The 26,230-nt window shown below is 69.3% G+C and carries 23 protein-coding genes and 1 riboswitch; of the genes, 15 read left to right on the top strand and 8 right to left on the bottom strand.

From position 1 onward, the window contains the following. Positions 1-96: 96 nt before the first annotated feature. Positions 97-1,068, bottom strand: a complete 972-nt coding sequence (locus H5J26_RS12420) for a kinase (RefSeq protein WP_181765867.1) — start codon at positions 1,066-1,068, stop codon at positions 97-99. Positions 1,069-1,219: 151 nt separating this feature from the next. On the opposite strand from H5J26_RS12420, the gene H5J26_RS12415 reads away from it, so the two are divergent. The 6 genes from H5J26_RS12415 (at position 1,220) to H5J26_RS12390 (ending at position 7,284) form a co-directional block, all read left to right on the top strand. Next, positions 1,220-2,233, top strand: a complete 1,014-nt coding sequence (locus H5J26_RS12415; RefSeq protein WP_181765866.1) for a pyridoxal-phosphate dependent enzyme — start codon at positions 1,220-1,222, stop codon at positions 2,231-2,233. 61 nt (positions 2,234-2,294) lie between these two features. Beyond that, positions 2,295-3,143, top strand: coding sequence for a Rossmann-like domain-containing protein (locus H5J26_RS12410; RefSeq protein ID WP_181765865.1), 849 nt, complete (start codon positions 2,295-2,297; stop codon positions 3,141-3,143). Further along, the gene (locus tag H5J26_RS12405; RefSeq protein ID WP_309237886.1) at positions 3,140-4,417 is read left to right on the top strand and encodes an MFS transporter; all 1,278 of its coding nucleotides are present in this window, start codon (positions 3,140-3,142) and stop codon (positions 4,415-4,417) included. The genes H5J26_RS12410 and H5J26_RS12405 overlap by 4 nt, the downstream gene beginning before the upstream one ends. Continuing rightward, complete coding sequence (locus H5J26_RS12400; RefSeq protein WP_181765864.1) at positions 4,414-5,475, top strand: FecCD family ABC transporter permease; 1,062 nt, start codon at positions 4,414-4,416, stop codon at positions 5,473-5,475. The genes H5J26_RS12405 and H5J26_RS12400 overlap by 4 nt, the downstream gene beginning before the upstream one ends. A 1-nt stretch (position 5,476) precedes the next feature. Next, positions 5,477-6,277: an ABC transporter ATP-binding protein gene (locus H5J26_RS12395; protein ID WP_181765863.1), complete on the top strand. Its 801-nt coding sequence runs from the start codon at positions 5,477-5,479 to the stop codon at positions 6,275-6,277. A 44-nt stretch (positions 6,278-6,321) separates the two neighbouring features. Beyond that, entirely contained in the window at positions 6,322-7,284 is a 963-nt protein-coding gene (locus tag H5J26_RS12390) for an ABC transporter substrate-binding protein (RefSeq protein WP_235980657.1), read from the top strand. A gap of 31 nt (positions 7,285-7,315) precedes the next feature. On the opposite strand, the gene H5J26_RS12385 is transcribed toward H5J26_RS12390, so the two are convergent. The 5 genes from H5J26_RS12385 to gcvT form a co-directional block, all read right to left on the bottom strand. Next, on the bottom strand, positions 7,316-8,428 hold the full coding sequence (locus tag H5J26_RS12385; protein ID WP_181765861.1) for a PP2C family protein-serine/threonine phosphatase: 1,113 nt from the start codon (positions 8,426-8,428) through the stop codon (positions 7,316-7,318). A gap of 281 nt (positions 8,429-8,709) precedes the next feature. After that, entirely contained in the window at positions 8,710-10,092 is a 1,383-nt protein-coding gene (locus tag H5J26_RS12380) for an L-serine ammonia-lyase (protein WP_181765860.1), read from the bottom strand. Positions 10,093-10,244: 152 nt separating this feature from the next. Next, positions 10,245-11,519: a serine hydroxymethyltransferase gene (gene glyA / locus H5J26_RS12375; RefSeq protein WP_181765859.1), complete on the bottom strand. Its 1,275-nt coding sequence runs from the start codon at positions 11,517-11,519 to the stop codon at positions 10,245-10,247. Between the two features lie 76 nt (positions 11,520-11,595). Continuing rightward, positions 11,596-11,976: a glycine cleavage system protein GcvH gene (gene gcvH, locus H5J26_RS12370; protein WP_181765858.1), complete on the bottom strand. Its 381-nt coding sequence runs from the start codon at positions 11,974-11,976 to the stop codon at positions 11,596-11,598. A 261-nt stretch (positions 11,977-12,237) separates the two neighbouring features. Then, positions 12,238-13,365, bottom strand: coding sequence for a glycine cleavage system aminomethyltransferase GcvT (gene gcvT, locus H5J26_RS12365; protein ID WP_181765857.1), 1,128 nt, complete (start codon positions 13,363-13,365; stop codon positions 12,238-12,240). A gap of 143 nt (positions 13,366-13,508) precedes the next feature. Beyond that, positions 13,509-13,619, bottom strand: a riboswitch (glycine riboswitch). A gap of 163 nt (positions 13,620-13,782) precedes the next feature. Here gcvT and H5J26_RS12360 point away from each other — a divergent pair. Next, positions 13,783-14,469 carry an AAA family ATPase gene (locus H5J26_RS12360; RefSeq protein WP_309237885.1) on the top strand — a complete coding sequence of 229 codons (687 nt, stop codon included), beginning with the start codon at positions 13,783-13,785 and terminating at the stop codon, positions 14,467-14,469. Between the two features lie 141 nt (positions 14,470-14,610). On the opposite strand, the gene H5J26_RS12355 is transcribed toward H5J26_RS12360, so the two are convergent. Beyond that, positions 14,611-15,672 (bottom strand): hypothetical protein, encoded by a 1,062-nt coding sequence (locus H5J26_RS12355; protein ID WP_181765856.1) that lies wholly within the window; start codon positions 15,670-15,672, stop codon positions 14,611-14,613. 198 nt (positions 15,673-15,870) lie between these two features. On the opposite strand from H5J26_RS12355, the gene H5J26_RS12350 reads away from it, so the two are divergent. The 7 genes from H5J26_RS12350 to H5J26_RS12320 all read left to right on the top strand — a co-directional run bounded on the left by H5J26_RS12350 (position 15,871) and on the right by H5J26_RS12320 (position 24,343). After that, positions 15,871-16,641, top strand: a complete 771-nt coding sequence (locus H5J26_RS12350; RefSeq protein WP_181765855.1) for an enhanced serine sensitivity protein SseB — start codon at positions 15,871-15,873, stop codon at positions 16,639-16,641. 202 nt (positions 16,642-16,843) lie between these two features. Further along, entirely contained in the window at positions 16,844-17,605 is a 762-nt protein-coding gene (locus H5J26_RS12345) for an enhanced serine sensitivity protein SseB C-terminal domain-containing protein (RefSeq protein ID WP_181765869.1), read from the top strand. Between the two features lie 562 nt (positions 17,606-18,167). After that, complete coding sequence (locus tag H5J26_RS12340) at positions 18,168-19,166, top strand: ABC transporter permease (protein ID WP_181765854.1); 999 nt, start codon at positions 18,168-18,170, stop codon at positions 19,164-19,166. 86 nt (positions 19,167-19,252) lie between these two features. Next, the gene (locus tag H5J26_RS12335) at positions 19,253-21,022 is read left to right on the top strand and encodes an ABC transporter substrate-binding protein (protein WP_181765853.1); all 1,770 of its coding nucleotides are present in this window, start codon (positions 19,253-19,255) and stop codon (positions 21,020-21,022) included. 125 nt (positions 21,023-21,147) lie between these two features. Next, the gene (locus H5J26_RS12330; protein ID WP_181765868.1) at positions 21,148-22,146 is read left to right on the top strand and encodes an ABC transporter permease; all 999 of its coding nucleotides are present in this window, start codon (positions 21,148-21,150) and stop codon (positions 22,144-22,146) included. Further along, positions 22,143-23,243 (top strand): ABC transporter ATP-binding protein, encoded by a 1,101-nt coding sequence (locus H5J26_RS12325; protein WP_181765852.1) that lies wholly within the window; start codon positions 22,143-22,145, stop codon positions 23,241-23,243. Before H5J26_RS12330 ends, H5J26_RS12325 begins: the two co-directional genes overlap by 4 nt. Before the next feature lie 14 nt (positions 23,244-23,257). Next, on the top strand, positions 23,258-24,343 hold the full coding sequence (locus H5J26_RS12320) for an ABC transporter ATP-binding protein (protein ID WP_181765851.1): 1,086 nt from the start codon (positions 23,258-23,260) through the stop codon (positions 24,341-24,343). An 84-nt stretch (positions 24,344-24,427) separates the two neighbouring features. Here the strand turns inward: H5J26_RS12320 and H5J26_RS12315 are convergent, their stop codons facing one another. Beyond that, positions 24,428-25,237, bottom strand: a complete 810-nt coding sequence (locus H5J26_RS12315; RefSeq protein ID WP_181765850.1) for a transglycosylase SLT domain-containing protein — start codon at positions 25,235-25,237, stop codon at positions 24,428-24,430. 469 nt (positions 25,238-25,706) lie between these two features. On the opposite strand from H5J26_RS12315, the gene H5J26_RS12310 reads away from it, so the two are divergent. After that, a partial coding sequence (locus tag H5J26_RS12310) for a trimeric intracellular cation channel family protein (RefSeq protein ID WP_309237884.1) occupies positions 25,707-26,230 on the top strand: 524 nt, incomplete at its 3' end.

Below are 26,230 nucleotides of genomic sequence, written 5' to 3'. Positions count from 1 at the left end.
TGGTCCCGGCGCGGTGCCGGCCCGCCCCGTCAGACTCCGTCCCGCACGTGCGGTCTGTCGAGGTGTTTCGGCGAGGCCTGAAAGACGGCGGAGCGTTCAGGCGGTGCGGACGAATCGCGAGAGGTCCGGATCCGCGGTGAGGGCGGCCGGAAAGCTGAGAGTCCTGTGCACCGACACGCTCTGCTCCCCGCCCGTGAGCAGCTCGGTGCACGCGCGTGCGGCGGCGGAGACGCGATGCGTGTACGCGGGATCCGAGGCGTCCAGCAGTATCCCGGCCGTCGTGCCGCTGTGCCCGACGGTCACTCCCAGCCCGCCGACCCGGCGGGAGATCTCCCGCATGGGCTCCAACGACCACTTGGGCCGCAGGGACTGGTTCATGAGTGCGCTCCGCGTGGCGATCCTGCCGACGGCTGCGAGGTCCCGCGTGCGCACTGCGTCAGCGATCCGCTCCAGCAGGCGGGCGTACTCGCGGCGGTCCGCCCAAGTGAAGGGCTTGGGGGCCCGGTTGAAGTCGACGGTGTCGACGCTGCCGCCCTCGTCGATCCCGACGACGGCCATGGGAGGAAGGGAGCCGAGGACGGCGCGCAGCCGGACGGCGCGGTGGTGGAAGGCGACGATGGCCGGGTAGAGCACGCCGTCGGTGGGTTCGATGCGTGCGAGCAGGCGCTCGATACGGGCGGGAGGCATCGCCAGGCCGAGGGCCTGGCCGAGAGCCCGTGCCGTCGCGACCAGGTCGGCCGAGGAACTGGCCATGCCCTTGCCTTCGGGGATCACGCTGTTGACGGTCAGCAGTCCGCCGACCTCTCGTCCGCTCTCGTCGGCGATCAGACGGGCCAGTCGAAGGGCCTTGGTCTTGCGCGGCGGGCTGACGGTGATCCCGGCAGAGGCGGGGCCCGGCCGGAATGTGGCCCTCGTCCACCGTGCGACGGGCAGCGTCACGAGGAAGTCCCCGTCCCGCTCGGGCAGCCGGCCCTGGAGCAGTTCGCCGAACGTCCCGAACGCCGTGCCGACTCCCGCCGGTTCGGCACGCACGGGGTCAGGTGGCGCCTCGAATTTCTGGGACCGCATCAGGGCCTCCTGTCGTCGTCCGCCGTCGTCCGGCCGTCTCCCGCGACACTCTAATCGTATTGACAATCATTTTCATAAAGTGTGATGCTCGATGCCGTCGAGAGCGCCCCGCGACATCAACCACAGGAACGGCGCATGGAGATGGGACTGGATGCACGAGCACATCGCTGAAGCGGTCAAGGAGCCGGACCTGATAGCGCTGCGGCCTGATCTGGTCTGTCTCCGGTTCGAGACGATGAAGATCTACTCCGCGCTCGGTGCGGTCCGTCATCTTCTGGAGACGGGAGTGGTCGAGCCGGGCGACACCCTGATCGACAGCTCCAGCGGGATCTACGCGCAGGCCTTGGCGCTGGCCTGTCACCGCTACGGGATGAAGTGCCACATCGTGGGGTCGACGACCGTCGACCGTACGCTCCTCGTCCAGCTGGAGATCCTCGGCGCGACTCTGGAACAGGTGGAGCCGTCCCGGAATCTGCGGCTCGACCAGGAACTCCGTGTGCGGCGCATAGCCGAGATCCTGGAGGCCAACCCCTCGTACCACTGGATGCGCCAATACCACGACGACATCCACTACTTCGGCTACCGCGAGGTGGCCGGCGCCGTCCACGAGGAGATACCCGAAGGCCCGCTGACCCTCGTGGGCGGCGTGGGCTCCGGTGCCTCCACCGGAGCCGTCGCCACGTATCTGCGTGAGGCGGGCAGGGACGTGCACCTCGTCGGCGTACAGCCCTTCGGCAGCGTCACCTTCGGATCGGAACACGTGTCGGACCCCGACATGATCATCGCCGGGATCGGCAGCGCCATCGAATTCGCCAACGTCCGGCACGAGTTGTACGACCGGATCCACTGGGTGAACTTCGAGTGCGCCGTGTCGGGCGCGGTGTCGCTGCTGCGCGACAGCGGGATATTCGCCGGCTTGTCGACGGGGGCCGCCCATCTGGCCGCCCGCTGGGAAGAGGGCCGAGCCGAGGGCCGTACGTGCGTGTTCATCGCCGCCGACACCGGCCACCGCTACGTCGAGAGCGCCTTCGCCAGGCATGCGGAGGCACACGACATCACGTCACTCGAACCCCATCTCATCAGCGTCCAGGACGAGTTGAGGCCTCCCTGGTCCACCACGGACCGGCCCGCATGGGCGGGTCGCCGAGCCACGACGGCGAGTTGAGGCCCACTCCCGCGCCGGAATCCGAAACCCGAGACCCCGCAAGCACGACGAGAGAACCCACATGTCACACCTCAAGCCCCGTAGCGTCGCGGAACTCACCGACGCCGTACTGTCCGGATCCCACGGCCCGGACCCCCGCGAGACCGTCGTCACCAGCGCCTTCTGGCTCTACCACACGACCCGACTGGCCGGAAGCAAGGACACTTACCACACGCACTACCTGCTGCTCCGTGCCGGAAGTTCCTTCGGAGCCTGTTCGTTCGAAGCGGGTGAACTCACCCCCGACTTCTGCGAGAACGCCTCCGGCCAGACCCTGGACACCCTGCTGCGCCACGAATCCACGCCGGTCCGCGTCGCCGCTCTGGACGCGCACCTTGCCCGGGCGGTGCCGCACCGGGACGTGGTGAGCGCCGAACCGGTCACCCTTCCCAACGGCACCCCGGAGATTCGCGCACGGGCGCGCGACGCCGCCATCGCGGGGCTCCTCGACATCGAACCGGGTGCGAAGGTGGCGCTCATCGGTGTGGTCGACCCCCTCGTGGCGGCGATACGCGACCGGGGCGGCGTCTGCCTGCCCTGCGACCTGAACCTGCGCACCACCCGCTGGGGGGAGCCGGTCACCGACGACATGACTGAGGTGCTGGGCGCGGCCGACGCCGTCGTGGCGACCGGGATGACCCTCGGCAACGGCACGTTCGACCTCATCCTCGAGCACTGCCGGGAGCAAGGGATCCCACTGGTCGTCTACGCGCAGACAGGCAGCGCCGTGGCCCGCGCGTTCCTGTCCGCCGGTGTCACCGCGCTGTCCGCAGAACCGTTCCCCTTCTCGCAGTTCAGCGCGGAATCCACGTGCCTGTACCGCTACCGCGCCGGTGGTGTGTCCGTCTCCCCGATCGAGGAGGGGCCGTGAGCTTCGACTCCAAGGAGACACCGGTCGAGCACAAGTCCCGCGGGTCGGACGCCACTTCGCACGGAGACCTGCGAATGGCCCGCGCGCTGTGGCCCGTTCTCCTCGCGTCCGTGGTCAGCCTGCTGCCGTTCACCGTCTTCAGCACCTACCTGGTGCCTGTTGCCGATGAGGCGGGAAGCAGCGTCGCCGCGATGGGCGGGCTCCGCGGGCTGGGCGGCCTCACAGCGCTGCTGGTGGGCACCGCGCTCGCTCCACTGATCGACCGCGTGCCGCGCGAGTCCGCGGCGGCGGCGGGACTGGCGGTGCTCGCCGTCTCGGCGGCACTCGGTGCGAGCGGGGACTACGTCCTCCTCGCCGCGTTCTGCCTGCTCGTCGGCGCCGGTACGTCCGTACTGAACCCGGCCCTCACGGCGGCCGCCGCGGACAGGTTCGGGGAAGGGAAGGCAGCCGGACGCGCGGCGACGCTGGTCACGGCGACGCAGTCGATGACGGCGATGCTCGCGGCACCCCTCGTCGCGCTTCCCGCCGCGTTCTGGGGCTGGCAGGGGGACCTCCTCGCCGTGACAGTGGTCTCGGGGCTGCTCGCATGCTTCCTGCTCTCCCGGCGCGGCAAGCCGCAGCAGACGCGGCCCGATCACAGGGCCGAAGGACGTGCGGGATACCTCGCGTCGTTCAAGCAGCTCGCCGCGATCCCCGGCGTGGCACCGCTGCTGGCGGTCTCGCTGCTTCGTACGGCCGTCTTCATGGGCTACCTCGCCTATCTGGCCGCCTTCTACGACGCGCGGTTCCAACTCACTCCCGAACTCTTCGCGTTCGTATGGACGTTGAGCGGCGCATCGTTCTTCGTGAGCAATCTCCTGACCGGGAGGATCACCAACTCACCTGCTCCGCGGATCGCGACAGAGCGCCTGCTGGCAGCGGGGCTGACCGCGGCCCTGCTCTCCGTCGTCTGCTTCTACTTCACGCACTGGCTCCCGACGGCCCTCGTGCTCACGGCACTTCACGCCGCCGCCCACGCCGTCGTGGCGGCCTGCGTGGTCAGCCTGCTCGTGCGGCGCTGCGGGACGTCGCGCGGCTCGGCACTGAGCATCAACGCCGCCGGAATGAGCTTCGGCGTGTTCGTGGGCGCCGCCCTGGGCGGTGCCGGGCTGGGTCTGGCCGGCTATGCGGGCACGGCCTGCGTCTTCGGCGCCCTCACAGCCGTCGCGCTGGGCGCCGGCTTCCTGGTGAAGCGTTCCGCTTCCCCGGACGGGGCGGAAGAGGTGGACGAGTGAGCGGAGTTCGGGGGCTGGTCGCCTCCCGGGCGGGCCTCGCCGCAACGTGCGCCGCTCTTCTGGCCGTTCTTCTCGGCTCGTCGATCGTGGCCATAGGCGTCGGACCCGCGGTGATCACCCCGGGGGAGACCGCGCGTCATCTGTGGGCCGCTCTCGCGGGAGGGCGGATCGAGGCCGGCGAGGTCACCACCTACCGGATCATCTGGGAGATCCGCACGCCGCGGGTCCTGCTCGCGGGGCTGGTGGGCGCGGGACTGAGCGCGGCAGGTGTCGCGATCCAGGCGCTGGTGCGCAACGCGCTCGCGGACCCGTTCGTGCTGGGGCTCTCCTCCGGAGCGTCGGTGGGTGCCGTCGGCGTCACGGTCAGCGGGGGGCTGGCCGCACTGGGCGTCCACGCCGTCTCCGCGGGAGCGTTCATCGGCGCACTGGCCGCGTCGCTCCTCGTGTACGCCGCCTCCACGACCAGAGGGGCGCTCTCCCCGCTGCGGCTCGTACTGACAGGTGTGGCGATGTCGTTCGGCTTCCAGGCGCTCATGAGCGTGATCGTCTATTCCGTGCCGGGCAGCGAGGCGACGAGCATGATCCTGCACTGGACCATGGGGGGCTTCGGAGCCGCGTCGTGGGGTGTGCTCCCTGTGCTGTGCGCCGTCGTCGTGCTCGGCGTCGCGGCGCTCCACCGCGACGCCCGCGCCCTGGACGTCATGTCGCTGGGGGACGAGACCGCGTCGAGCCTGGGGATCAGCCCCGACCGGCACCGCAAGAGGCTCCTCGTACTCGTCTCGCTGATGACCGGCGTGATGGTCGCCGTCAGCGGAGCCATCAGCTTCACCGGCCTGATCGTTCCGCATCTCGCCCGGATGGTCGCGGGCGCCGCCCACACCCGGGTGCTCGCCCTGGCCTCACTGTCCGGTGCGGTCTTCATGGTCTGGGTCGACCTGGCGGCGCGGACGCTGGTGGCGCCGCGCGAACTTCCCCTGGGCGTCATCACCGCCCTCATCGGCGTCCCGGTGTTCATCACGCTGATGCGCCGCAAGGGCTACATGTTCGGAGGCGGTTGAGATGGACCTGGCCCTGGACGGGCTCTCCGTGGTGACCGACGGCACGAGCCTCGTACGCGATTTGTCGCTGAAGGCCGAGAGCGGTCAGGTAGTCGGCCTGGTCGGCCCGAACGGAAGCGGCAAGTCGACGGCGCTGCGATGCGTCTACCGGGCGCTGCGCCCGAATTCGGGCAGCGTGCTGATCGGCGACGCGGATCTCGACACCCTGACCATGCGGGCGAGTTCGCGGGCCGTGGCGGCCCTGACCCAGGAAGGCTCCGTGGAGCTCGACTTCACCGTCGAAGAGGTCGTGGCACTTGGACGTGCGCCGCACCTACGGGGCAATCAGCGGCTCGGCGCGCGGGAGCGGGACCTGTGCCAGGAGGCGATGCGGCAGCTCGGCATCCACCATCTGGCCCGGCGTGGAGTCCTCACCCTGTCCGGCGGTGAACGCCAACGCGTGCTGCTGGCCCGGGCGTTCGTACAGGAGACGCAGATCCTGGTGCTCGACGAGCCCACCAACCATCTCGACGTCCGGCACCAGGTCGAGCTGCTCTCGTTCCTGCGCGGCCGGGGGCTCACCGTCCTGGTCGTCCTGCACGACCTCAACCTCGCCTCGGCGGCCTGCGACCGGCTCGGCGTGCTCTCGCAGGGGCGCCTCCTGGCCTCCGGCACGCCGTGGGACGTACTGACCGCGGAACTGGTCAGCCAGGTGTTCGGTGTCGAGGCCACCGTCGTACCGCATCCGCTGACAGGCGATCCGCAACTCCTCTACTCCCTCGCCCCGTTCACCAACTCCTCGGGAAGGCACACGACATCATGAGAACGACCCCTCCGCGCGCTTCGACGAGACAGCGCGGCGCCCTGATGACCGCACTCCTGCTCCCCGCTCTCCTGACCGGCTGCGGCGCCCAAGTCGAAGACGGCGGGGGCCAGTCGAAGAAGGCTCGCGTCAACAGGTGCGGAGAGCAGGTCGCCTACGAGGTTCCACGGCGCGCTGTCGCCTACGAGGGCGGCAGCGCGGACAAGCTGTTCAGCCTCGGCCTGACCGAGCACGTGCACGGCTACGTGATGCCGCCGGCGAACCCGCCCGTGAGCGAGTCCCCCTGGGCGTCGGAGTACGCGAAGGTGAAGAAGCTCAGCGACGACCTCCTCAACAAGGAAGTCGTCGTCGAGGCGGAGTCCGACTTCGTCGTAGCCGGCTGGGAGTCGGGCTTCAGCGAGCAGCGAGGCATCACCCCGGAGATCCTCGACAAGCTCGGCGTGCAGAGCTTCATGCACGCCGAGAGCTGCTACAACTACCCGCGGTACCCCGAGAAGGTCACCCCGTTCCAGGGGCTGTGGACGGACCTGGAGCGGCTGGGCAGGATCTTCAGGGTCGAGAAGAGGGCGCACGAGGTCGTCGCCGGCCTGAAGAAGCGTGTGAACGCGGTGGAGTCCAAGGCGCCGGACGGCGACCGGGTTCCGGTCTTCCTCTACGACTCCGGCAAGGAGCAGCCCGCCACCGCCGGCGGACGGGTCCCGCCCGACGACATCATCAGGACGGCGGGCGGCCGGAACATCTTCGGAGGGCTCGACCAGCGCTGGACACAGGCGAGTTGGGAGTCCGTCGCGAAGGCCGAGCCGCAGGTAGTCATCATCCTCGACTACGGTGACCAGCCCGCCGAGAAGAAGATCGAGTTCCTGAAGAAGTCACCGCACACACGGGACCTGCCCGCTGTGGAGAAGAACAACTTCTTCGTCCTCGACTACAACGAGGGGATCAGCGGTCCCAGGAACATCGACGGGCTGGAGAAGTTCGCGAAGTACCTGCGCTCCCTGGACCACTGACGCCTCGCCGGGCGACGTCAGGGCACGCTGATCACCAGGGCACCGGCATGCGTTCGATCGCGATCACGGCGGCGTCGTCGTCGAGGTGTCCTCCGACGTGGTCGAGCAGGTCCCGTCTGAGGTTCTGCAGGAGCGCGTCGGGATCGCAGTCCGTCCAGTCGGCGACCCGTTCGACGAGCGGATAGAAGGAACCCTCAGAGTCCCGGGCCTCGGTGACGCCGTCCGTGTACAGCACCAGGAGGTCCCCGGCCTGGAACTCGAATGCGTTGACGCGGTAGTGAGGAGGCTCCAGGTCGCCGAGCCCCAGCGGCGGCCCCGGCGGGTGCGCCTCGGCCGTCGTGACGCCGCCTTTGCGCACCAGGACCGGAGGCGGGTGGCCGCACTGGACCATCTCGAATCTGCCGCCCGCGTCGGGGATGTCGAGGAGCACGGCGGTGGCGAAGGTTTCGCCCGGCTGTTCCGTTCCGTCGGGTTGGGTGAGATTCCGGGAGATGCTTCCGTCGAGGTAGGCGGCCAGATCGGACAGGGGCATGTCGCGGTGGGAGGCGCCCCGGAACGCGCCGAGCAGCACGGCGGCGTCGCCGACGGTGGGCATGCCCTTGCCGCGAACGTCCCCGATGATCAGCCGCGCGGCCGAGCCCGTGCGTGAGGCCGCGTACAGGTCGCCGCCGATCTGCGCCTCGGCCTCCGCCGCGAGGTACATGGAGGCCACCCGGAGCGGCCCGATCCTCTTCGGAAGGGGCCTCACGACGAGCCGCTGAGCCGACTCGGAGACGTACCGGACCTGTCTCAGCTCTTCCGTCCGGCGCTCCCGCACCGCGCAGAAGACCACGAGGCTCGCCCCCACCAGGACCAGGGCGAGGATCTGTGCCTGGTGGTTCGCCGAGAAGAGCTCGTCACGGTCGCGCAGGAGCGCGATGACTGCCTGGGCGACGACGGCGAGTGCGGCGACCACGGCGGTCAGCCGGGGGCCCGCGAAGGACGCCGTGAGGGCGGGTGCCGCGACCAGCAGGGGACCGAGGTGGATGTGCGGCGGCGCGAGTACGTCGACCACGACGATCAGCACCATCAACGCGATCGGAACGGCGGCCATCGCGTGTCTGGGCTGTGAGGACCGGCGGAGATCGGTGAGCCACCGTGACATACGTCCTCTGTACACCGGCCCCACGTGCCGCGCACCGCGAAGCGGAGGCGTCCGCGGCGCACCCCGGCGGCCGCGCCGCACCGCCCCCGCTTACGGGCGGGTGTGGCGGTGATCAGGCCGGGCCCGTCGCAGCCCGATCCTCATCGCAGCCGCGCGATCTCGCTCCGAGTGAGCCCGCGCTCCTTTGCGGATCTCGGGATCTCGGCCAGACGGTGTGCCCGAACCTCGGCGTCCAGCTGCTCGCTGTGCGCGGCCACGCGATCCGGCTCAGATCCGGTTCCTCAGCACTCGATGACGTTGACCGCGAGCCCGCCCCGCGACGTCTCCTTGTACTTGACCTTCATGTCGGCGCCCGTGTCCTTCATCGTCTTGATCGCCTTGTCGAGCGAGACGTGGTGGCGTCCGTCGCCGCGCAGGGACATCCGCGCCGCGGTCACCGCCTTCACCGCGGCCATGCCGTTCCGCTCGATGCAGGGGATCTGCACCAGCCCGCCGATCGGGTCGCAGGTGAGGCCGAGGTTGTGCTCTATCCCGATCTCCGCGGCGTTCTCCACCTTCTCCGGGCCGCCGCCCAGCACCTCGGCCAGTCCGCCGGCGGCCATCGAGCAGGCGGAGCCGACCTCGCCCTGGCAGCCGACCTCGGCGCCGGAGATGGAGGCGTTCTCCTTGAAGAGCAGACCGATGGCTCCCGCGGCCAGCAGGAAGCGGACGATTCCGTCCTCGTCGGCGCCGGGCACGAACTCGGTGTAGTAGTGCAGGACGGCCGGGATGATGCCCGCGGCGCCGTTGGTGGGAGCGGTCACGACCCGGCCGCCCGCCGCGTTCTCCTCGTTCACCGCCATCGCGTAGAGCGTCAGCCACTCCATGGCGTGCGTGTCCCGGCTGCCCTCGGCGCGCAGCTGGCGGGCGGCGGTCGCAGCCCTGCGCCGTACCTTCAGGCCGCCCGGCAGGATGCCCTCCTGGGCCATGCCCCGGGCCACGCAGTCCTGCATCACGCCCCAGATCTCCAGCAGCCCGGCGCGGATCTCCGCCTCGGACCGCCACGCCTTCTCGTTCTGGAGCATCAGCGCCGAGATGGAGAGGCCCGTCTCGCGGGTCAGCCGCAGCAGCTCGTCGCCCGAGCGGAAGGGATGCGTGAGCGACGTGTCGTCGAGCTTGATGCGGCCCTCGCCGGCCGCGTCCTCGTCGACGACGAAGCCGCCGCCGACCGAGTAGTACGTCTTCTCCAGCAGCGGGCGGCCCGCGGCGTCGTACGCGAAGAGAGTCATCCCGTTGGCGTGGTACGGCAGGGAGCGGCGCCTGTGCAGGATCATCTGCGTCGCCTCGTCGAAGGCGACCTCGTGCGCGTCCCCTATCTCCGTGGCCAGCAGCCGCAGCCGCTTCGACGAACGGATCCCCTCCACCCGTTCGTCGGCGGTCTCCACGTCGACGGTGCGAGGGGACTCGCCCTCGAGCCCGAGCAGCACCGCCTTCGCGGTGCCGTGCCCGTGTCCCGTGGCGCCCAGAGAGCCGTACAGCTCTGCCCGTACGGACGCGGTGTGCGCCAGCACGCCCTCGTTCTTGAGGCGGCCGGCGAACATCCGGGCAGCCCGCATGGGGCCGACCGTGTGTGAGCTGGACGGGCCGATGCCGATCGAGAAGAGGTCGAATACGGAGATCGCCATGTGACTGCCTCCTTTCCGTACTTCGTAGTGTCTGCGCGCGGTGGTCGTTGTGGTGCTCGTGCTTGCCGTGCCCGCCCGGGGTCTCCGTACGAGACCTACGGCCGGCGCCCCGCCGCGGGGATGCGGCGGGGCCGATTCGGCGCTTCCGCCTGCTACTTGCCCAGGGTCGGGTAGAGCGGGTGCTTCTCGGCGAGAGCCGTGACGCGGGAGCTGAGGGACTTCGCCTTGTCCTCGTCGAAGCCCGGCAGCAGCGCCTGGGCGATGATGTCGGCGACCTCCCGGAAATCCTCCTCCTGGAAGCCGCGCGTCGCCAGTGCGGGCGTACCGATGCGCAGCCCCGAGGTGACCATGGGCGGGCGCGGGTCGTTCGGCACGGCGTTGCGGTTGACCGTGATGCCGACCTCGTGGAGCCGGTCCTCCGCCTGCTGGCCGTCCAGCTCGCTGTTGCGCAGGTCGACCAGGACGAGGTGCACGTCCGTACCGCCGGAGAGCACCGAGACACCTGCGTCCACCGCGTCCTGCTTCAGCAGGCGTTCGGCGAGCAGCCGAGCGCCGTCCAGGGTGCGCTGCTGGCGCTCCTTGAACTCCTCGGTCGCCGCGATCTTGAAGGAGACGGCCTTCGCCGCGATGACGTGCTCCAGCGGACCACCCTGCTGACCGGGGAAGACCGCGGAGTTGATCTTCTTCGCGTACTCCTGCTTGGACAGGATCACGCCGCCGCGCGGGCCGCCGAGTGTCTTGTGGGTGGTCGTGGTGACCACGTCCGCGTACGGCACCGGAGAGGGGTGCAGGCCCGCCGCCACCAGCCCGGCGAAGTGCGCCATGTCGACCATGAGCAGGGCGCCCACCTCGTCCGCGATGCGGCGGAAGGCGGCGAAGTCGAGGTGGCGCGGGTAGGCGGACCAGCCCGCGATGATCATCTGCGGGCGGTGCTCGCGGGCCAGCTGCTCGACCTCGGCCATGTCGACCTGGCTGGTCTTCTCGTCGACGTGGTAGGCGACCACGTTGTAGAGCTTGCCGGAGAAGTTGATCTTCATGCCGTGCGTGAGGTGGCCGCCGTGGGCCAGGTCGAGGCCCATGATCGTGTCGCCCGGCTTGAGCAGCGCGAACATCGCCGCGGCGTTGGCGGAGGCTCCGGAGTGCGGCTGTACGTTCGCGGCGTCGGCGCCGAAGAGCGCCTTGATGCGGTCGCGCGCGATGTTCTCGATGACGTCGACGTGTTCGCAGCCGCCGTAGTAGCGGCGGCCCGGATAGCCCTCGGCGTACTTGTTGGTGAGGACCGAGCCCTGTGCCTCCAGGGAGGCGACCGGAGCGAAGTTCTCCGACGCGATCATCTCAAGTGTGGACTGCTGACGGTGGAGTTCGGCGTCGACGGCGGCGGCGACGTCCGGGTCCACCTCGTGGAGAGAGCTGTTCAGAAGCGACATGGAACCATCCCTGGTGGCGAGGCCGGTCAGGCGGACAGGCAGGCAGAGGGGGCGTGCTGGGGAATGCGTACGGGCGTCAGGTGCCGGTGGTGAACGAGGCGTACTCGTCGGCGGTGAGCAGTCCGTCCGGCTCGTCGGTGATCCGGACCTTGAAGAGCCAGCCGCCTTCGAACGGGGCGGAATTCACGAGCGCCGGGTCGTCGACGACGTCCTGGTTGATCTCGGTGATCTCGCCGGAGACCGGTGCGTAGAGATCGCTCACCGACTTGGTGGACTCCAGCTCGCCGCAGGGCTCGCCCGCGGTGACCGAGTCGCCCGTCTCGGGAAGCTGGACGAAGACGACGTCACCGAGCGCGTCCGCGGCGTGTGCCGTGATGCCGACCGTCGAGACGCCGTTGTCCGCGGGCGACAGCCACTCGTGCTCTTTGCTGTAGCGCAGCTGCTGAGGGGTGCTCATGGTGCGATTCTCCTGGATGTGAAGGGGACGGTGGAAACCGGTCTTGGACAGTGGGACGGAGGCGGCGCGGTGCGTGCGGACCGGCCCGGGGTCACGGCCACGGCAGATCCTTCCCACTCGCGCCGGAAGTCACGACGGTGCGGTCCTCGGGATCGACGACGGTGCCGGGAGAGCTTCCGGCAAGGCCATGCGCACGCGTCCGCTCCGGTGCCGTCCTGGGGCGTGTACCCCGCGCCCCGGGCGGGACTTCGCGGACACGCCCTAGCGCTGCCGCTTGTAGAACGGGAGTGCCACGACCTCGTACGGCTCGTGCGTGCCGCGGATGTCGACTGCGACGCCCTCGGTTCCCGGCTCCGCGTGCGCGGGGTCGACATACGCGATGGCGACAGGCTTGCCGAGGGTGGGGGAGGGAGCGCCGGAGGTGACCTCGCCGATCACCGAGCCGTCCGCCGAGACCACCGCGTAGCCGGCGCGCGGCACCCGGCGCCCCTGCGCGATCAGCCCGACGAGCTTGCGCGGCGGAGCGTCCGCAGCGCGCTCCGCTGCCGCCTCCAGCGGCTCACGCCCGACGAAGGCGCCGTCGTTCGTCGTCTTCTCGAACTTCACGATGCGGCCGAGCCCCGCGTCGAACGGCGTCGTCCGGGTGCTCAGTTCGTGCCCGTACAGCGGCATCCCCGCCTCGAGGCGCAGCGTGTCGCGGCAGCTCAGCCCGCACGGCACCAGCCCTGCTGCGGAACCGGCCTCCGTCAGCGCCTCCCAGACGGCGACGGCGTCGCCGGGGGAGACGAAGAGCTCGAAGCCGTCCTCGCCGGTGTATCCCGTACGGGCGATGAGGGCCTCGCGGCCGGCGACGGTGCCCGGAAGGCCCGCGTAGTACTTCAGTCCGTCCAACTCGGCGTCGGTGAGGCCCTTGAGGATGCCTGCCGCCTCGGGGCCCTGCACGGCGATCAGCGCGTAGGCGTCACGGTCGTCCCGGACGGCCGCGTCGAAGCCGGCGCCGCGCTCGCTCAGCGCGTCGAGGACGACCTGCGCGTTGGAGGCGTTGGCGACCACCATGTACGTCTGCTCGCCGGTGCGGTAGACGATCAGGTCGTCGAGGATGCCGCCCGAGGCGTCGCAGATCATCGTGTAGCGGGCGCGGCCGACCTTCAGTGCCGAGAGGTTGCCCACGAGCGCGTAGTCCAGGAGTTCGCCGGCCTGCGCCCCGTCGATGGTGATCTCGCCCATGTGGGAGAGGTCGAAGAGGCCGGCCCGGGTCCGTACGGCGACGTGCTCGTCGCGCTCGCTGCCGTAGCGCAGCGGCATGTCCCAGCCGGCGAAGTCCGTCATCGTCGCGCCGAGCGCGCGGTGTGTGGCATCGAGGGCGGTGGTGCGGGGGTGGTCGCTCATGTCAGGCTCCCGTAACTCGGTGACGCGGATGTCCTCCCCATCTGTCATCGGAACCTGAGAGGTTCGCCACGAGCCCCGTTTACGGGCAGCGGCTTGCACCGTGGGTGGGGCCGCGCTCGCGCGGCCCGCTTTTCAGATCTGCCTCATCCTGCGCGGTATCGGTGCCTGAGAGATTCAAGGGAGGACTTGCTCCTTCGGCGTCCCGCTGCCTCGCGCTGACTGCGCGCGGCCGGGAACTCTCCCGCGTGGATTCGAACGGCCGGTATGCAGTTGGCTCGCACATCATGGCACGCCACAGCAGGGGCGTCGACGGTGCACGTGACCGCAGGGGAATTGCCGCCTTGATGCGCATTACCATTTCTTGACACTCTCGAAGCGAGCCGCTGTACGGCGGCCTTGGTCGGGGAGGGGCATCAGGTGGACAGCCTGCGCAGTGCGTACGCGACGGTGACGGGCTGGGGGGACTCCCAGGCGGGCTCTGGAGCAGAGCCGGCCGTCTCCCCAGCGGTGACACCCGGCCCGGGGCCGGTCGTCCGGGAGGATCTGCGCGGCACGGTGAACAGACGCACCCTTCGCTTCCCCGCAGGCGACCGTGTCGTGGTCTCCGGCCTGCCCGGAAGCGGCAAGTCGACGCTGATCCGCCGCGTCGTCGCCCTGCAGGACACGGTCCGCCGCATCGACTCGCAGGACGTGCGCGAGCGGTGGGACGCGCTGTTGCCGCGCTGGCTGCCGTACGCCATCTACCGTCCGCTGGTCCGCTTCGCGCACTACGCCGTCCTGCGCGGTGCGCTGGCCTCCGGCGCCAGCGTCGTGGTGCACGACTGCGGCAGCCAGACGTGGGTGCGCAAATGGCTCGGCAGGGACGCCGGGAGGCGTGGGCGCGCGATGCACCTCGTCGTGCTCGACGTGCCGCCCGAGACGGCGTTGCGCGGCCAGGCCGAACGGGGCAGGCAGGTCACGGACTACGCGTTCCTGCGGCACCGCAGGGCGGTGCGGCGGCTGATAGCGGACGCCGAGTCCGGGCGGCTGCCGCGCAGTTGCGGGTCCGTGGTGCTGCTGGACCGGGGGGCCGCTGCGGCGCTTCGCGGGGTGGCCTTCGAGTAGGGCCGTCTCCGGGAGGGTCCCTTGCCTGTCCGCAGAATCTGCTCGCCCGCGGAGTCCCGTACGGACAGCGCACCCTGCGGCGTCCTGTACGCCCCTGAGGGCGGGAGCACGCGGCAGGGTGCGGCCCGGGCTGACGGGTGATCAGCGGAGCATGGGGGAGAGCAGCATCCCCGTCCACACACGCTCGGCGTCGTCGGCTCCGTACGGGTCCGCGGTGCCGGAGCCGGACGCGCCGTCGGAGAGCGAACTCCCGGCGGGCATCGTGCCGAGGAGCTTCACGGTCTCCCTCATCAGGCGGCGGCTCTCGGCGCGGATCTTCCGGGCGTCGTCCGTCCGGGAGGCCGTCAGCAGGGCGTCGGCGCGGTCCTGAAGGTCGTCGACCGCTGCGGTTTGCGGCGTCGACGAGCCGCGCAGAGCCGCCCGCTGACGCAGCGGGATCAGCGCCTGGTTGAGCTCTGTGGCGTGCTCGTAGGAGTCGGCCTGGGAGAGGCGTCCGTCCGGTGCCTCCCGCACGTCCTCGATCAGCTCGGTGACGGCTTCGACGGCGTCGTCGTAGCGGCCGAGGTCGCCGGAGGCGAGAACGTCGAGGTCCCCGGAGGGGAGGGTGTCGCGGTCGATCAGGGTGCTGGTGATCGCGCTCTTCGGGGCGGCCGGACGTACCGGCCCTGGCGTGCTCGTCCCGACGGGGAGGCCGACCTCGTCCAGGGCGGCCCGGTTGACCTGCGAGAGGTGCCGGAGCAGGGAATCGGAGGCCGCGCTACGGGACTTGACGGTGCCGTGGCGGGTGCTGACCACTCGCTGCACCGACCGCTGGAAGGAGTGCGACGCACCGGAGGTGGTCACGACCGTGGTGGTCACCCGGCGTTCCTCACCTGGCGCCGGCAGCGTCGTGGCCGGACGGTCCTGCTCGACGGCGTCCAGGACACGGCGGACCTGCCGCTCCACGCGCTCCTGGACGGCACGCGCCAGCCGGAGGTTGGAGCCCTGGTCACGGGTGGCGCGGCCCAGCCTGCCGGTCAGCTCGGCGAGTTGGCCGAGGTCCTTGATGGCGCGGAGCTGCCGGGCCTCGGTGTCCTGCGGGGCCGAGGCGCGGCCGGTGGGGGTGTTCGGGGTGCCGGCCGCCGCCGTGCCCGAGATGCCGACTGCGAGGGAGCCGGAGAGGATGAGGGTGAGAGCGGCTGTCGCCGTTCTGGTGACACGCATGGAGTGTTTTCCTCCGGTAAGTGATCAAATCCGATCAACAGGGACTTTGCTTACCATTCGCACCTCTCATCACGCCGTGCAATCCGAGAGTGGCCATCCGTGAGCAACCTGCGCCCGAATGGGCGCCGAGGCCTGGCCCGGGCCCGTGTACCTGCTCCGCGGGAGGGAGTTGGGAATCGCTCGTCTAGGGTTGCCGCCATGACCATCCCGCAGCAGTACGGACCGGGCCACGGCGGAGGCTGGCCCGGCAACGAGCTGGAGGAAACCCTCGCGGCCTCCCTCGAAGTGCCCAACGCGGGCGCCCGGCTGCTGGAGGTGCTCGGACGCAGCAGCGTGTGGGTGCCGTTGCCGGAGGGCGGCGGCCCCGCCAGCCCCAACCTGGATCTGCCGACCGTCGAGCTGAACGGCGCCCCGTACGTGCCGGTGTTCAGCTCCGAAGCGCAGTTCCTGCACGTCGTGGGCAGCCACATGTCCTTCACCGTGGCCCCCGCCCGTGAGTTCGCCCGCGGCCTGCCGCCGCAGGTGGGCATCGCCGTGAACCCCGAGGGCACCGTCGGCATGCCGCTGCCCCCGGAGGCCGTCGCCGAACTCTGCGCGAACACCTCAGGCGAGCAGGCCCAATGGGGTGTGGCCAGGGGAGCCCGGGTGCGCCTCTTCGAGCCGGACTGGCAGGACGAGCCCGCGGACTTCCTCGGGGCCGCGGCCGGCGAGTTCGCGACGCTGCCCTTCGTGCGCACCGCGCGACGTGCCCTCGCGAGCACCGAGGGCGACCCCCCTGCCCTCTTCATCGGGATCGAGCTCGACCACCTCGACCCCGGGGTCCGCCAGTCCGCGCACGACGCGCTGGGCCGTGCGCTGGGCAGCGTCCCGGTGAAGTGGCTGGTTCAGCTGGTGCTGCTGGACGCGGCTCAGGATCCCGTCGTGGAGTGGATGCGGCAGTGCGTGCGGCCCTTCTACGCACGCCCCTGACGATCTTCCTCGCCCTTCAGGTCTAAGGCTCTGGTACGACGACTGATGTCAGCCCCTGCTCGTAAGCTGGTTTGATGACGGGGACAACGGGGAGGGCCGCGTGGGCGTGCCCGGAGCAATTCAACGAGCGGAACCGCATTCCGGCCGCCTGCGCGGACACGGTGTGCAGGTGGGGCGGATCAGCAAGAGAGAGGGCGGCCAGGTGAGCGCGGGTGCAGGCGTCGAGCAGCTGCTGGGGCAGGTGTCCCCCGGGAGGTATGACACCTACGAGGCGCTTCTCGACGCCCTCGCCGACAGCCAGGTGCTGATGCTCCTGTGGAACGGCCAGCCGGGCACTCCGGACGCCCAGTACGGGAACATGGAGGTGGCGGGGTACGGCTACGCCCCCTGTGTGACCTCCGCCCAGGAGCTGGGCGTCTGCGGCTGGGACCGCGCGCACGAGGTGGTCACCGGCCGGGAGATCGCCGCCGCCCTCTATCCCGAGAGGTGGGGGGTCTGGCTGAATCCGCACGCACCGGGCGGGGGAGTCGGCATCCCGTGGCTCGACCTGCGCCGCCTCGCCCTCGGGCTGGACCAGCTGCCCGCGGGTCCGCTGCGGATCACCGAACCCAGCCTGGACATCGCGCAGTTCTACGCGCTGCTCAGCCAGAACGCACACCGCACTCCCGCTGTGCGCTCGTTGCGCCGGTGCTGGGTGCAGCCCGCGCTGGGCGCCGCGTACCTGGCCATCGGCCTCGACCTTTACGACACGGGGCAGCGCGCCGTGGAGTCGGCGCAGCAGATGATGCAGCAGTCGGTCGCGGCCGTGCCGGACGGGCTCCCGGTCTCCAGCGTCGCCATGTCGGACGACTTCGACCCGGTGGCGATGTGGCTGCGGCGCAACTCGCGCCCGTTCTTCGACCGTGACGTGCCGACGGCCAACGCCGGCCCGGGCCACGGCTACGGCTATCCGCGTCCATATTGAGCCAGGAGACCGCTGGGCTGTTGAGCCGTTGAACCACTGAGGCCACTGAGGCCACTGAGGCCACTGAGCCGCTGAGCCGCTGAGCCAGGTCTGCTTGCCCGGCCAAGTGCCGCGCACAGCAGTCCGGCAGGCGCCCGTGGCCATCGGCGGCGGTGCTCAGCGCTGGTCCGGCGAGGGGGTGTTCGGCGGCGGTGTCCGGCTGGTTCCGGCGCTGCCGCCGAGCCGTATCCGGAGCCTGCCAACTGGCCTGTCTCACGGGGCGCGTGGGAAGCACGTGGCGATGCCGGGAAAGTCCGGACCGGCGTGAGAATCCGCAGGTGAGCGGCCTGAAAGGGCTGGTGATGCGGTTCCGATAGTCGCCAGCTCCCGTTCGTATAACGGAACCTGGTGCGTCACATCACAGTTAGGCATCCTTTCCCCAGGGGGACTGGCGGGTGATCGCGGGGCCGATGAAGACTCCCGACCGTTGAGGCCATCGGCCTCGTTAGCGCACTGCTTGCGAACTGGCCGCTACAGCGGCGGGCGTGGCCGGTCACCGCCGGCCGAGAGAGGTTCCCCCACGATGACGGCACCACTGCACGATACGTCCGCGGAAACCGCGCCCGTCGATCCTGCTCTCGGTGTTTCAGCCGACAAGGCGATCGAAGGACGGTCTCTCGGGCGGATCGCGTGGACCCGGCTCAAGCGCGACAAGTTGGCGCTCACCGGCGGGATCATCGTGCTGCTCCTGATCGCCGTCGCGGTGTTCGCCCCGCTCATCGTCGGTCTGCTGGGGCACCCGCCGGACCAGCACCACGAGGACAAGATCGACCCGCTCTTCCAGACCCCGATCGGGACCCTGGGCGGCATCAGCGGCGACCACCTGCTCGGCGTTGAACCGGGCAACGGCCGGGACATCTTCAGCCGCATCGTCTACGGCGCCCGGGTCTCGCTGCTCGTCGGCTTCCTCTCGGCCATGGTCGCGGTCGTCGTCGGCACCGTACTGGGCGCTCTGGCGGGCTACTTCGGCGGATGGCTCGACGCGGCCATCAGCCGTGTGATGGACATGCTGCTGGCCTTCCCGCAGTTGCTCTTCATCATCTCGCTGATCTCCGTCGTGCCGAGCCAGATGTTCGGGCTCACGGGCACGGGCGTGCGGCTCACGGTCATGATCCTGGTGATCGGCTTCTTCGGCTGGCCCTACATCGGCCGCATCGTGCGGGGGCAGACCCTCTCGCTGCGCGAGAGGGAGTACGTGGAGGCGGCCCGCAGCCTCGGCGCCGGGCGCCGCTACATCCTCTTCAAGGAACTGCTGCCCAACCTGATCGCGCCCATCACCGTCTACACGACGCTGATGATCCCCACCAACATCCTGACCGAGGCCGCCCTGAGCTTCCTCGGTGTGGGAGTCAAGCCGCCGACTGCTTCCTGGGGGCAGATGCTCTCGCAAGCGGTGCGCTACTACGAGGCGGACCCGATGTTCATGGTGGTGCCCGGTGTGGCCATCTTCATCACCGTTCTCTCCTTCAACCTCTTCGGCGACGGCGTGCGCGACGCGTTCGACCCCAAGGGGACACGTTGACCCCCCACCTCCAGGGCCGTCCCGGCCCTGGACCCCGGGCCCGGCGCATCCGTGCGGGCCGTGACCTACACGGAGGATTCGAGATCGTGACAACCCAACGCACATCGAGGCGCAGAATCGCCGCGTCGGCCGTCGCGGTCGCGGCGCTGCTTTCGACCGCGGCCTGTGGCGGCGGCAGCAGCGACGACAACGGTGACGGCAAGGCCCCCGGGTTCAACGCCGCCAGGGCCAAGCTGGCCAACCCTTCGGACAAGAAGGGCGGCACCCTGAAGTTCATCGGAACTCAGGACGCCGACTCCTGGGACACCACGCGTGGCTACTACGGCTTCGCCTGGGACTTCATGCGTTACTACAGCCGCACCCTGATCACCAGCAAGCCGGCGCCCGGCAAGGAGAGCTCGGAGCTCGTCCCGGACCTCGCCAAGTCCACGGCGAAGATCTCCGAGGACGGCAAGACCTACGAGTACGACCTGCGCGAAGGCGCCACCTGGGAGGACGGCAAGCCCGTCACTTCCAAGGACATCAAGTACGGCATCGAGCGGCAGTGGGCGCAGGACGTGCTCTCCGGCGGTCCCATCTACCTCAAGGACACGCTCGACCCGGACGGCAAGTACAAGGGTCCGTACAAGGACAAGGCCAAGGACAAGCTGGGCCTGGAAGCGATCGAGACCCCGAGCGACAACAAGATCATCTTCAAGCTGCCGAAGCGCAACGGCGACTTCGAGCAGATGCTCGCGATGCCGTCGGCCTCGCCGGTGCGTCAGGACAAGGACACCAAGTCGAAGTACGGCCTGAAGCCCTTCTCCAACGGCCCGTACAAGTTCGAGTCGTACACGCCGAACAAGAAGCTGACCCTGGTCCGCAACCCCGAGTGGAAGAAGTCCTCGGACACCATCCGCAAGGCGCTGCCGGACAAGGTCACCGTCACCCTGCTGACCAACGCCGACGAGATGGACAAGCGTCTCATCAACGGTGACTACGACCTGGACATCAACGCCACCGGAATGGAGGCGGCGGGTCGTCAGAAGGCCCTCAAGGAGCACAAGGCCAACATCGACAACCCCGCCACCGGCTACATCCGTTACGCGGTCTTCCCGCAGACGGTGAAGCCGTTCGACAACATCCACTGCCGCAAGGCGATGATCTTCGGCGCGGACCACAAGTCGATCCAGAACGCTCGTGGCGGCCCCCTGGCCGGCGGTGACATCGGCACCAACATGCTGCCGTCCCTCGTCCCGGGCTCGGACCTGAAGTTCGACCCGTACGGCATCGCCAAGAACGACGGTGCGGCCGACGTGAAGCAGGCCAAGGCCGAGCTGAAGAAGTGCGGCAAGCCCAACGGCTTCAAGACCACGATCGCGGTCCGCAACAACAAGCAGGTCGAGGTCGCCTCCGCCGAGGCCATGCAGGCGTCGCTCAAGAAGATCGGCATCGAGGCCGAGGTCGACGAGTACGACGGCGCGCAGACCACCGGCATCATCGGCAACCCCGACGTGGTCAAGAAGAAGAACTACGGGATCATCATCATGGGCTGGGGCCCGGACTTCCCGTCCGGCCAGGGCTACGGGATGCCGCTGTGGCACAGCAAGTACATCCTGGACAACGGCAACAACAACTACGCCATGATCGATGACAAGAAGATCGACGGCATGTTCGCCGACGCGATCGCCGAACTCGACGGCGACAAGGCGGCGAAGAAGTACGCGGCCATCAACGCCGAGGTCATGAAGGGCGCTTACTACCTGCCCTTCACCTTCGAGAAGAACATCATCTGGCGCTCCAGCCGACTGACGAACATCGGAACGACCGACGCTTACAGCGGTCGTTACGACTACGCCACGCTCGGTGTCAAGTGACCGTCCGACCGCTCCGCCGGCGCACCCGCCGCTAGGCACGAAGGGCAGGTGAGGGCCGCAGTGGTGGCCCGGTGAACTCCTCGAAGACCTCGGGGAGTCCACCGGGCCCCGCCGGGCCGGAAGCAGTGCTCACATATCTCATCAGGCGGCTGTTCGCCGTCGTCGTGATGCTGATCGTCGTCATGCTGGCGGTCTTCGGCATCTTCTTCCTGATCCCGAAGTGGACAGGAGTGGACCCCGCCACGATGTTCGTCGGCAAGCAGGCCGACGCGGCAGCGCTGGAGGGCATCCGCGAGAAGCTCGGTCTGGGCGACCCGATCCTCGTCCAGCTCTTCGAGTTCTTCAAAGGCATCCTCGTCGGCCGCGACTACGTCAGCGCCGGCGACACCATCCACTGTTCGGCTCCGTGCTTCGGCTACTCGTTCAAGACCGAGCAGGCGATCTGGCCCGTGCTGGCCGACCGTCTTCCGGTCACGCTGCAACTGGCCGCCGGTGCCGCTGTCATCTGGCTGCTGATCGGGCTGACCGCGGGCGTGGTCTCCGCGCTGCGCCGGGGCTCGATCTGGGACCGCATGACCATGAGCCTCGCGCTCAGCGGCGTCTCGCTGCCGATCTACTTCACCGGTCTGCTGTCGCTGGCGATCTTCTCCTACGGGCTGGGGCTGGTCAGCAACGAGTACACGCCGATGACGGAGAACTTCCCCAGCTGGTTCAGCGGGATGATCCTCCCCTGGCTGACGCTGGCGTTCCTCTTCGGCGCCATGTACGCGCGCCTCACCCGCGCCACCATGCTGGAGGTGATGGGCGAGGACTACATCCGCACCGCCCGCGCCAAGGGCGTACGGGAGCCGATCGTCATCCGCAAGCACGCCATGCGTTCCACGATGACGCCGATCATCACCCTCCTCGGTGTCGACCTCGGTGCCCTCATGGGCGGCGCGATCCTGACCGAGACCACCTTCAGCCTCCCCGGCCTCGGGCAGGCGGTGCTGAAGGCGATCAGCGAGAAGGACCTGCCGCTGATCCTCGGCGTCACGCTGATCACCGCCTCCGCCGTCGTCGTCGCGAACCTCATCGTGGACCTGCTGTACGGCGTGATCGACCCCCGAGTGAGGCTGGCATGACGGAACTCCACAAGACCGGGGCCTCTGCCGTCGGCGAGCCGGTGGCAGACGCACGCCCTCCTCGGTCCTTCCTCGAAGTGCGCGACCTCCAGGTCCACTTCCCCACCGAGGACGGGCTGGTCAAGTCCGTCGACGGGCTCTCCTTCTCGCTGGAGAAGGGCAAGACCCTCGGCATCGTCGGTGAGTCCGGCTCGGGCAAGTCGGTCACCTCTCTCGGCATCATGGGCCTGCACACCGTCGGGCAGTACGGGCGCCAGAAGGCCCGTCTCTCCGGTGAGATCTGGCTCGAGGGCAAGGAGCTGCTGAGCGCCGAACCGGACGAGGTGCGCAGGCTGCGCGGCCGCGAGATGGCGATGATCTTCCAGGATCCGCTGTCGGCCCTGCACCCGTACTTCACCATCGGCCACCAGATCGTCGAGGCGTACCGCGTCCACAACGACGTGGACAAGAAGACGGCGCACAAGCGTGCCGTCGAACTCCTCGACCGTGTCGGCATTCCGCAGCCCGACGAGCGTGTGAACAGCTACCCGCACGAGTTCTCCGGCGGCATGCGGCAGCGCGCGATGATCGCGATGTCGCTGGTGAACAACCCCGAGCTGCTGATCGCCGACGAGCCGACTACCGCGCTCGACGTCACGGTGCAGGCGCAGATCCTCGACCTGATCAGGGACCTGCAGAAGGAGTTCGGCTCCGCGGTCATCATCATCACCCACGACCTGGGCGTCGTCGCCGAGCTGGCCGACGACATCCTCGTGATGTACGGCGGGCGCTGCATCGAGTACGGCACCGCCGAGCAGGTCTTCTACGAGCCCCAGCACCCCTACACCTGGGGGCTGCTGGGCTCCATGCCGCGCATCGACCGTGCCCAGTCCGAGCGCCTCATCCCGGTCAAGGGTTCACCGCCCAGCCTGATCAACATCCCTGACGGCTGTGCCTTCAACCCCCGCTGCCCGTACGCGGACGTGCCCAAGGGCGACGTCACCCGCACCGAGCGCCCCCGGCTGCGCGACGTGGGCGGTGGGCACAAGTCCGCATGCCACATGGACCAGGCCGACCGTGAGCGGATCTGGAACGAAGAGATTGCGCCGAAGCTGTGAGTGAGGACGAGCAGATGACGATCCCATCCCAGCAGCAGGCGTCGGGCTCGGTGCTGACCAAGGCCGACCCGAAGCCCGGCGAGGCGCTGCTGCGGGTCTCCGGCCTGACCAAGCACTTCCCGATCACCAAGGGTCTGCTCAAGCGCCAGGTCGGAGCGGTCAAGGCGGTCGACGGCATCGACTTCGACGTGCGGGCGGGGGAGACCCTGGGCGTCGTCGGCGAGTCCGGATGCGGCAAGTCGACGATGGGCCGGCTGATCACGCGGCTGCTCGAACCGAGCGCGGGGACCGTCGAGTTCGAGGGACGGGACATCACCCACCTCGGTGTGAGCGCCATGCGGCCGCTCCGTCGTGACGTCCAGATGATCTTCCAGGACCCCTACTCGTCGCTGAACCCCCGGCACACCGTCGGCGCCATCGTCAGCGCACCGTTCAAGCTCCAGGGCGTCACGCCCGAGGGCGGTGTGAAGAACGAGGTGCAGCGGCTGCTGGGCGTGGTCGGACTCAACCCCGAGCACTACAACCGCTACCCGCACGAGTTCTCCGGCGGTCAGCGTCAGCGCATCGGCATCGCCCGTGCGCTCGCCCTCAACCCGAAGCTCGTCGTCGCGGACGAGCCGGTCTCGGCCCTGGACGTCTCGATCCAGGCGCAGGTCATCAACCTGCTGGACGATCTCCAGGACGAACTCGGCCTGACGTACGTGATCATCGCGCACGACCTGTCCGTCATCCGCCACGTCTCGGACCGCATCGCGGTCATGTACCTCGGCAAGATCGTGGAGCTGACCGACCGGCAGTCGCTGTACGAGACGCCCATGCACCCCTACACGCGGGCGCTCCTCTCGGCCGTGCCGGTGCCGGACCCCCGTCGGAAGGCGCAGGGCGGCCGCGAGCGCATCCTGCTCCAGGGCGACGTGCCCTCGCCGATCAAGCCGCCCAGCGGCTGCCGGTTCCACACCAGGTGCTGGAAGGCGACCCAGGTCTGCAAGACGGTGGAGCCGCCGCTGATCTCCCTCGCCCCCGGTCACGAGGTCGCCTGCCACCACCCGGAGAACGCCGCGGACCAGCACCCGGAGGACAGCACGCCGCTGGCGGGCTGAGCCGCAACGCACGGCGAAGGGGCGGCTGCGTGTTCCGCAGCCGCCCGTTCACGTGCCGATCGACGCTTCAGCGCCGGGGTCCGCTCAGTAGGCGGAGTTGACGTTGTCCATCGAGCCGTACTTGTCGGCCGCGTAGTTGCAGGCGGCGACGATGTTGGCCACCGGGTCGGTGACCTTATGCGTCGTGCCCTTCACGTGGTACGCGTCGAAGGTCGGCTGGATGGTCTGGAGCAGGCCCTTGGAGGGCGTGCCCTTCTGGGCGTTGATGTCCCAGTCGTTCACGGCGTTGGGGTCGCCGCCGGACTCACGGATGATGTTCTTCTTGATGCCGTGGTACGAGCCGGGGATGCCCTCCTCCTTCATGATGGAGCGGGCCTGCTTGATCCAGCCGTCCAGGTTGTCGGCCTTGGTGGCGCGTGAGGAGCGGTCGGCGGCGTCGGCGGCTCGGGCCTCCTTCGCCTTTCTCACCTGCTCGGCCTTGGCGGCCTGAGCGGCGCGCTCGGCCTTGGCGGCCTTCGCCGCCTCGGCGGCCTTGGCGGCGCGCTCGGCCTTGGTGGGCTGCTTGCCCTCGGCCTGCTTCTGGTCGGCGCTCTCGGCCTTGTGCTTCACGTGACCGGCCCCGGCGAGGTGCACCGCGGGTGACTTCGCCGCACTGTCTGCTTCCGTGCCCACGGCGTGGTTGCCGGTCGCGGCCTGGGCGGCCTTCTTGGACGGGTGGTCGGCCACGTTCACGGAGTGTCCGGCAACCGGCTTCGCGGGACCGTGGCCCGCGTCGCCGCCGTGGCCGGACCCAGGTGCGGCAGCTGAGAGGGCCGCAATTCCCGCAGTCGCCGCGAGGCCGATGGCGGTGGTCTTCTGGATCTTGGTCAGGCGGTTTATGGCGGAAGTACGCATGGAGTGAAAGAGAACCTTTCGCTTGCCTTCGTCGCGGAGAGCCAGATCCGTATCGGGCGTTCGGCCGGCTCTGGTCCCCGGCGCAAATGCGACGCTGCCCTTGGTAAATGCAGGTCCGCCCAATGGTCAAAAATGTGACGTACTAACCGAAGTGGCGAGAAACGGGCAACAGGACTGAGGATGGCGCTCAATTCGGGCATGCGACCTGGGTGGATCAACTAGGCGGCTTCGTATGTGACCTGGGTCCTATGCGGCGCGTCACTTTCCGGGGCGTTTACGTCCACCGGCTGTAACTGAGGGAACACATAAGAGTGCGCATCAGGTGAACAGTCGGACTTGCGGCGATTCCCATGCTCCGTCGCAGGTCGGAGGGGGTGAGCCGCCTGGAGATGCCGACGGCGCGGCACGGCCCGCCTTTTTCGGCCCACCCCTGTCGGCCGAAGCGGTCGGCGGCGGAAGAATGGGCCGCGTGAACCAACAGCTCCTCGACCCGGATCTTCAGCACGCGCTCGACGTCGTCGGCATCTTCGTCTTCGCCATCTCCGGCGCCCTGCTCGCCGTCCGCAAGAACTTCGACGTCTTCGGGATGGCGGTACTGGCCGAGGTCACGGGGCTGGGCGGCGGGCTCTTCCGCGACGTGGTCATCGGCGCCGTGCCGCCCGCCGCGTTCACCGACTCCGGCTATTTCTACGCCCCGCTCATCGCGACCGGGCTGGTCTTCTTCCTGCATCCGCATGTGGAGCGGATCAACAAGGCGATCAACATCTTCGATGCGGCCGGGCTGGGCCTCTTCTGCGTGGTCGGGACGGTGAAGGCGCACGAGTACGGGCTGGGCCTGACCGCCTCGGCCGTGCTCGGACTCGCCACCGCGGCGGGCGGCGGGGTGCTGCGCGACGTGCTCGCCAACGAGGTCCCGTCGCTGCTGCGCTGGGACCGCGACCTGTACGCCGTGCCGGCCATCGTGGGCGCCACCATGACGGCGCTGCTGCTGGA

This window comes from Streptomyces albidus (ex Kaewkla and Franco 2022), assembly GCF_013870515.1.
Classification (GTDB): domain Bacteria; phylum Actinomycetota; class Actinomycetes; order Streptomycetales; family Streptomycetaceae; genus Streptomyces; species Streptomyces albidus.
The sequence above is the reverse complement of the archived record's forward strand: the minus strand, read 5'-3'. Positions and strand labels throughout refer to the sequence as shown.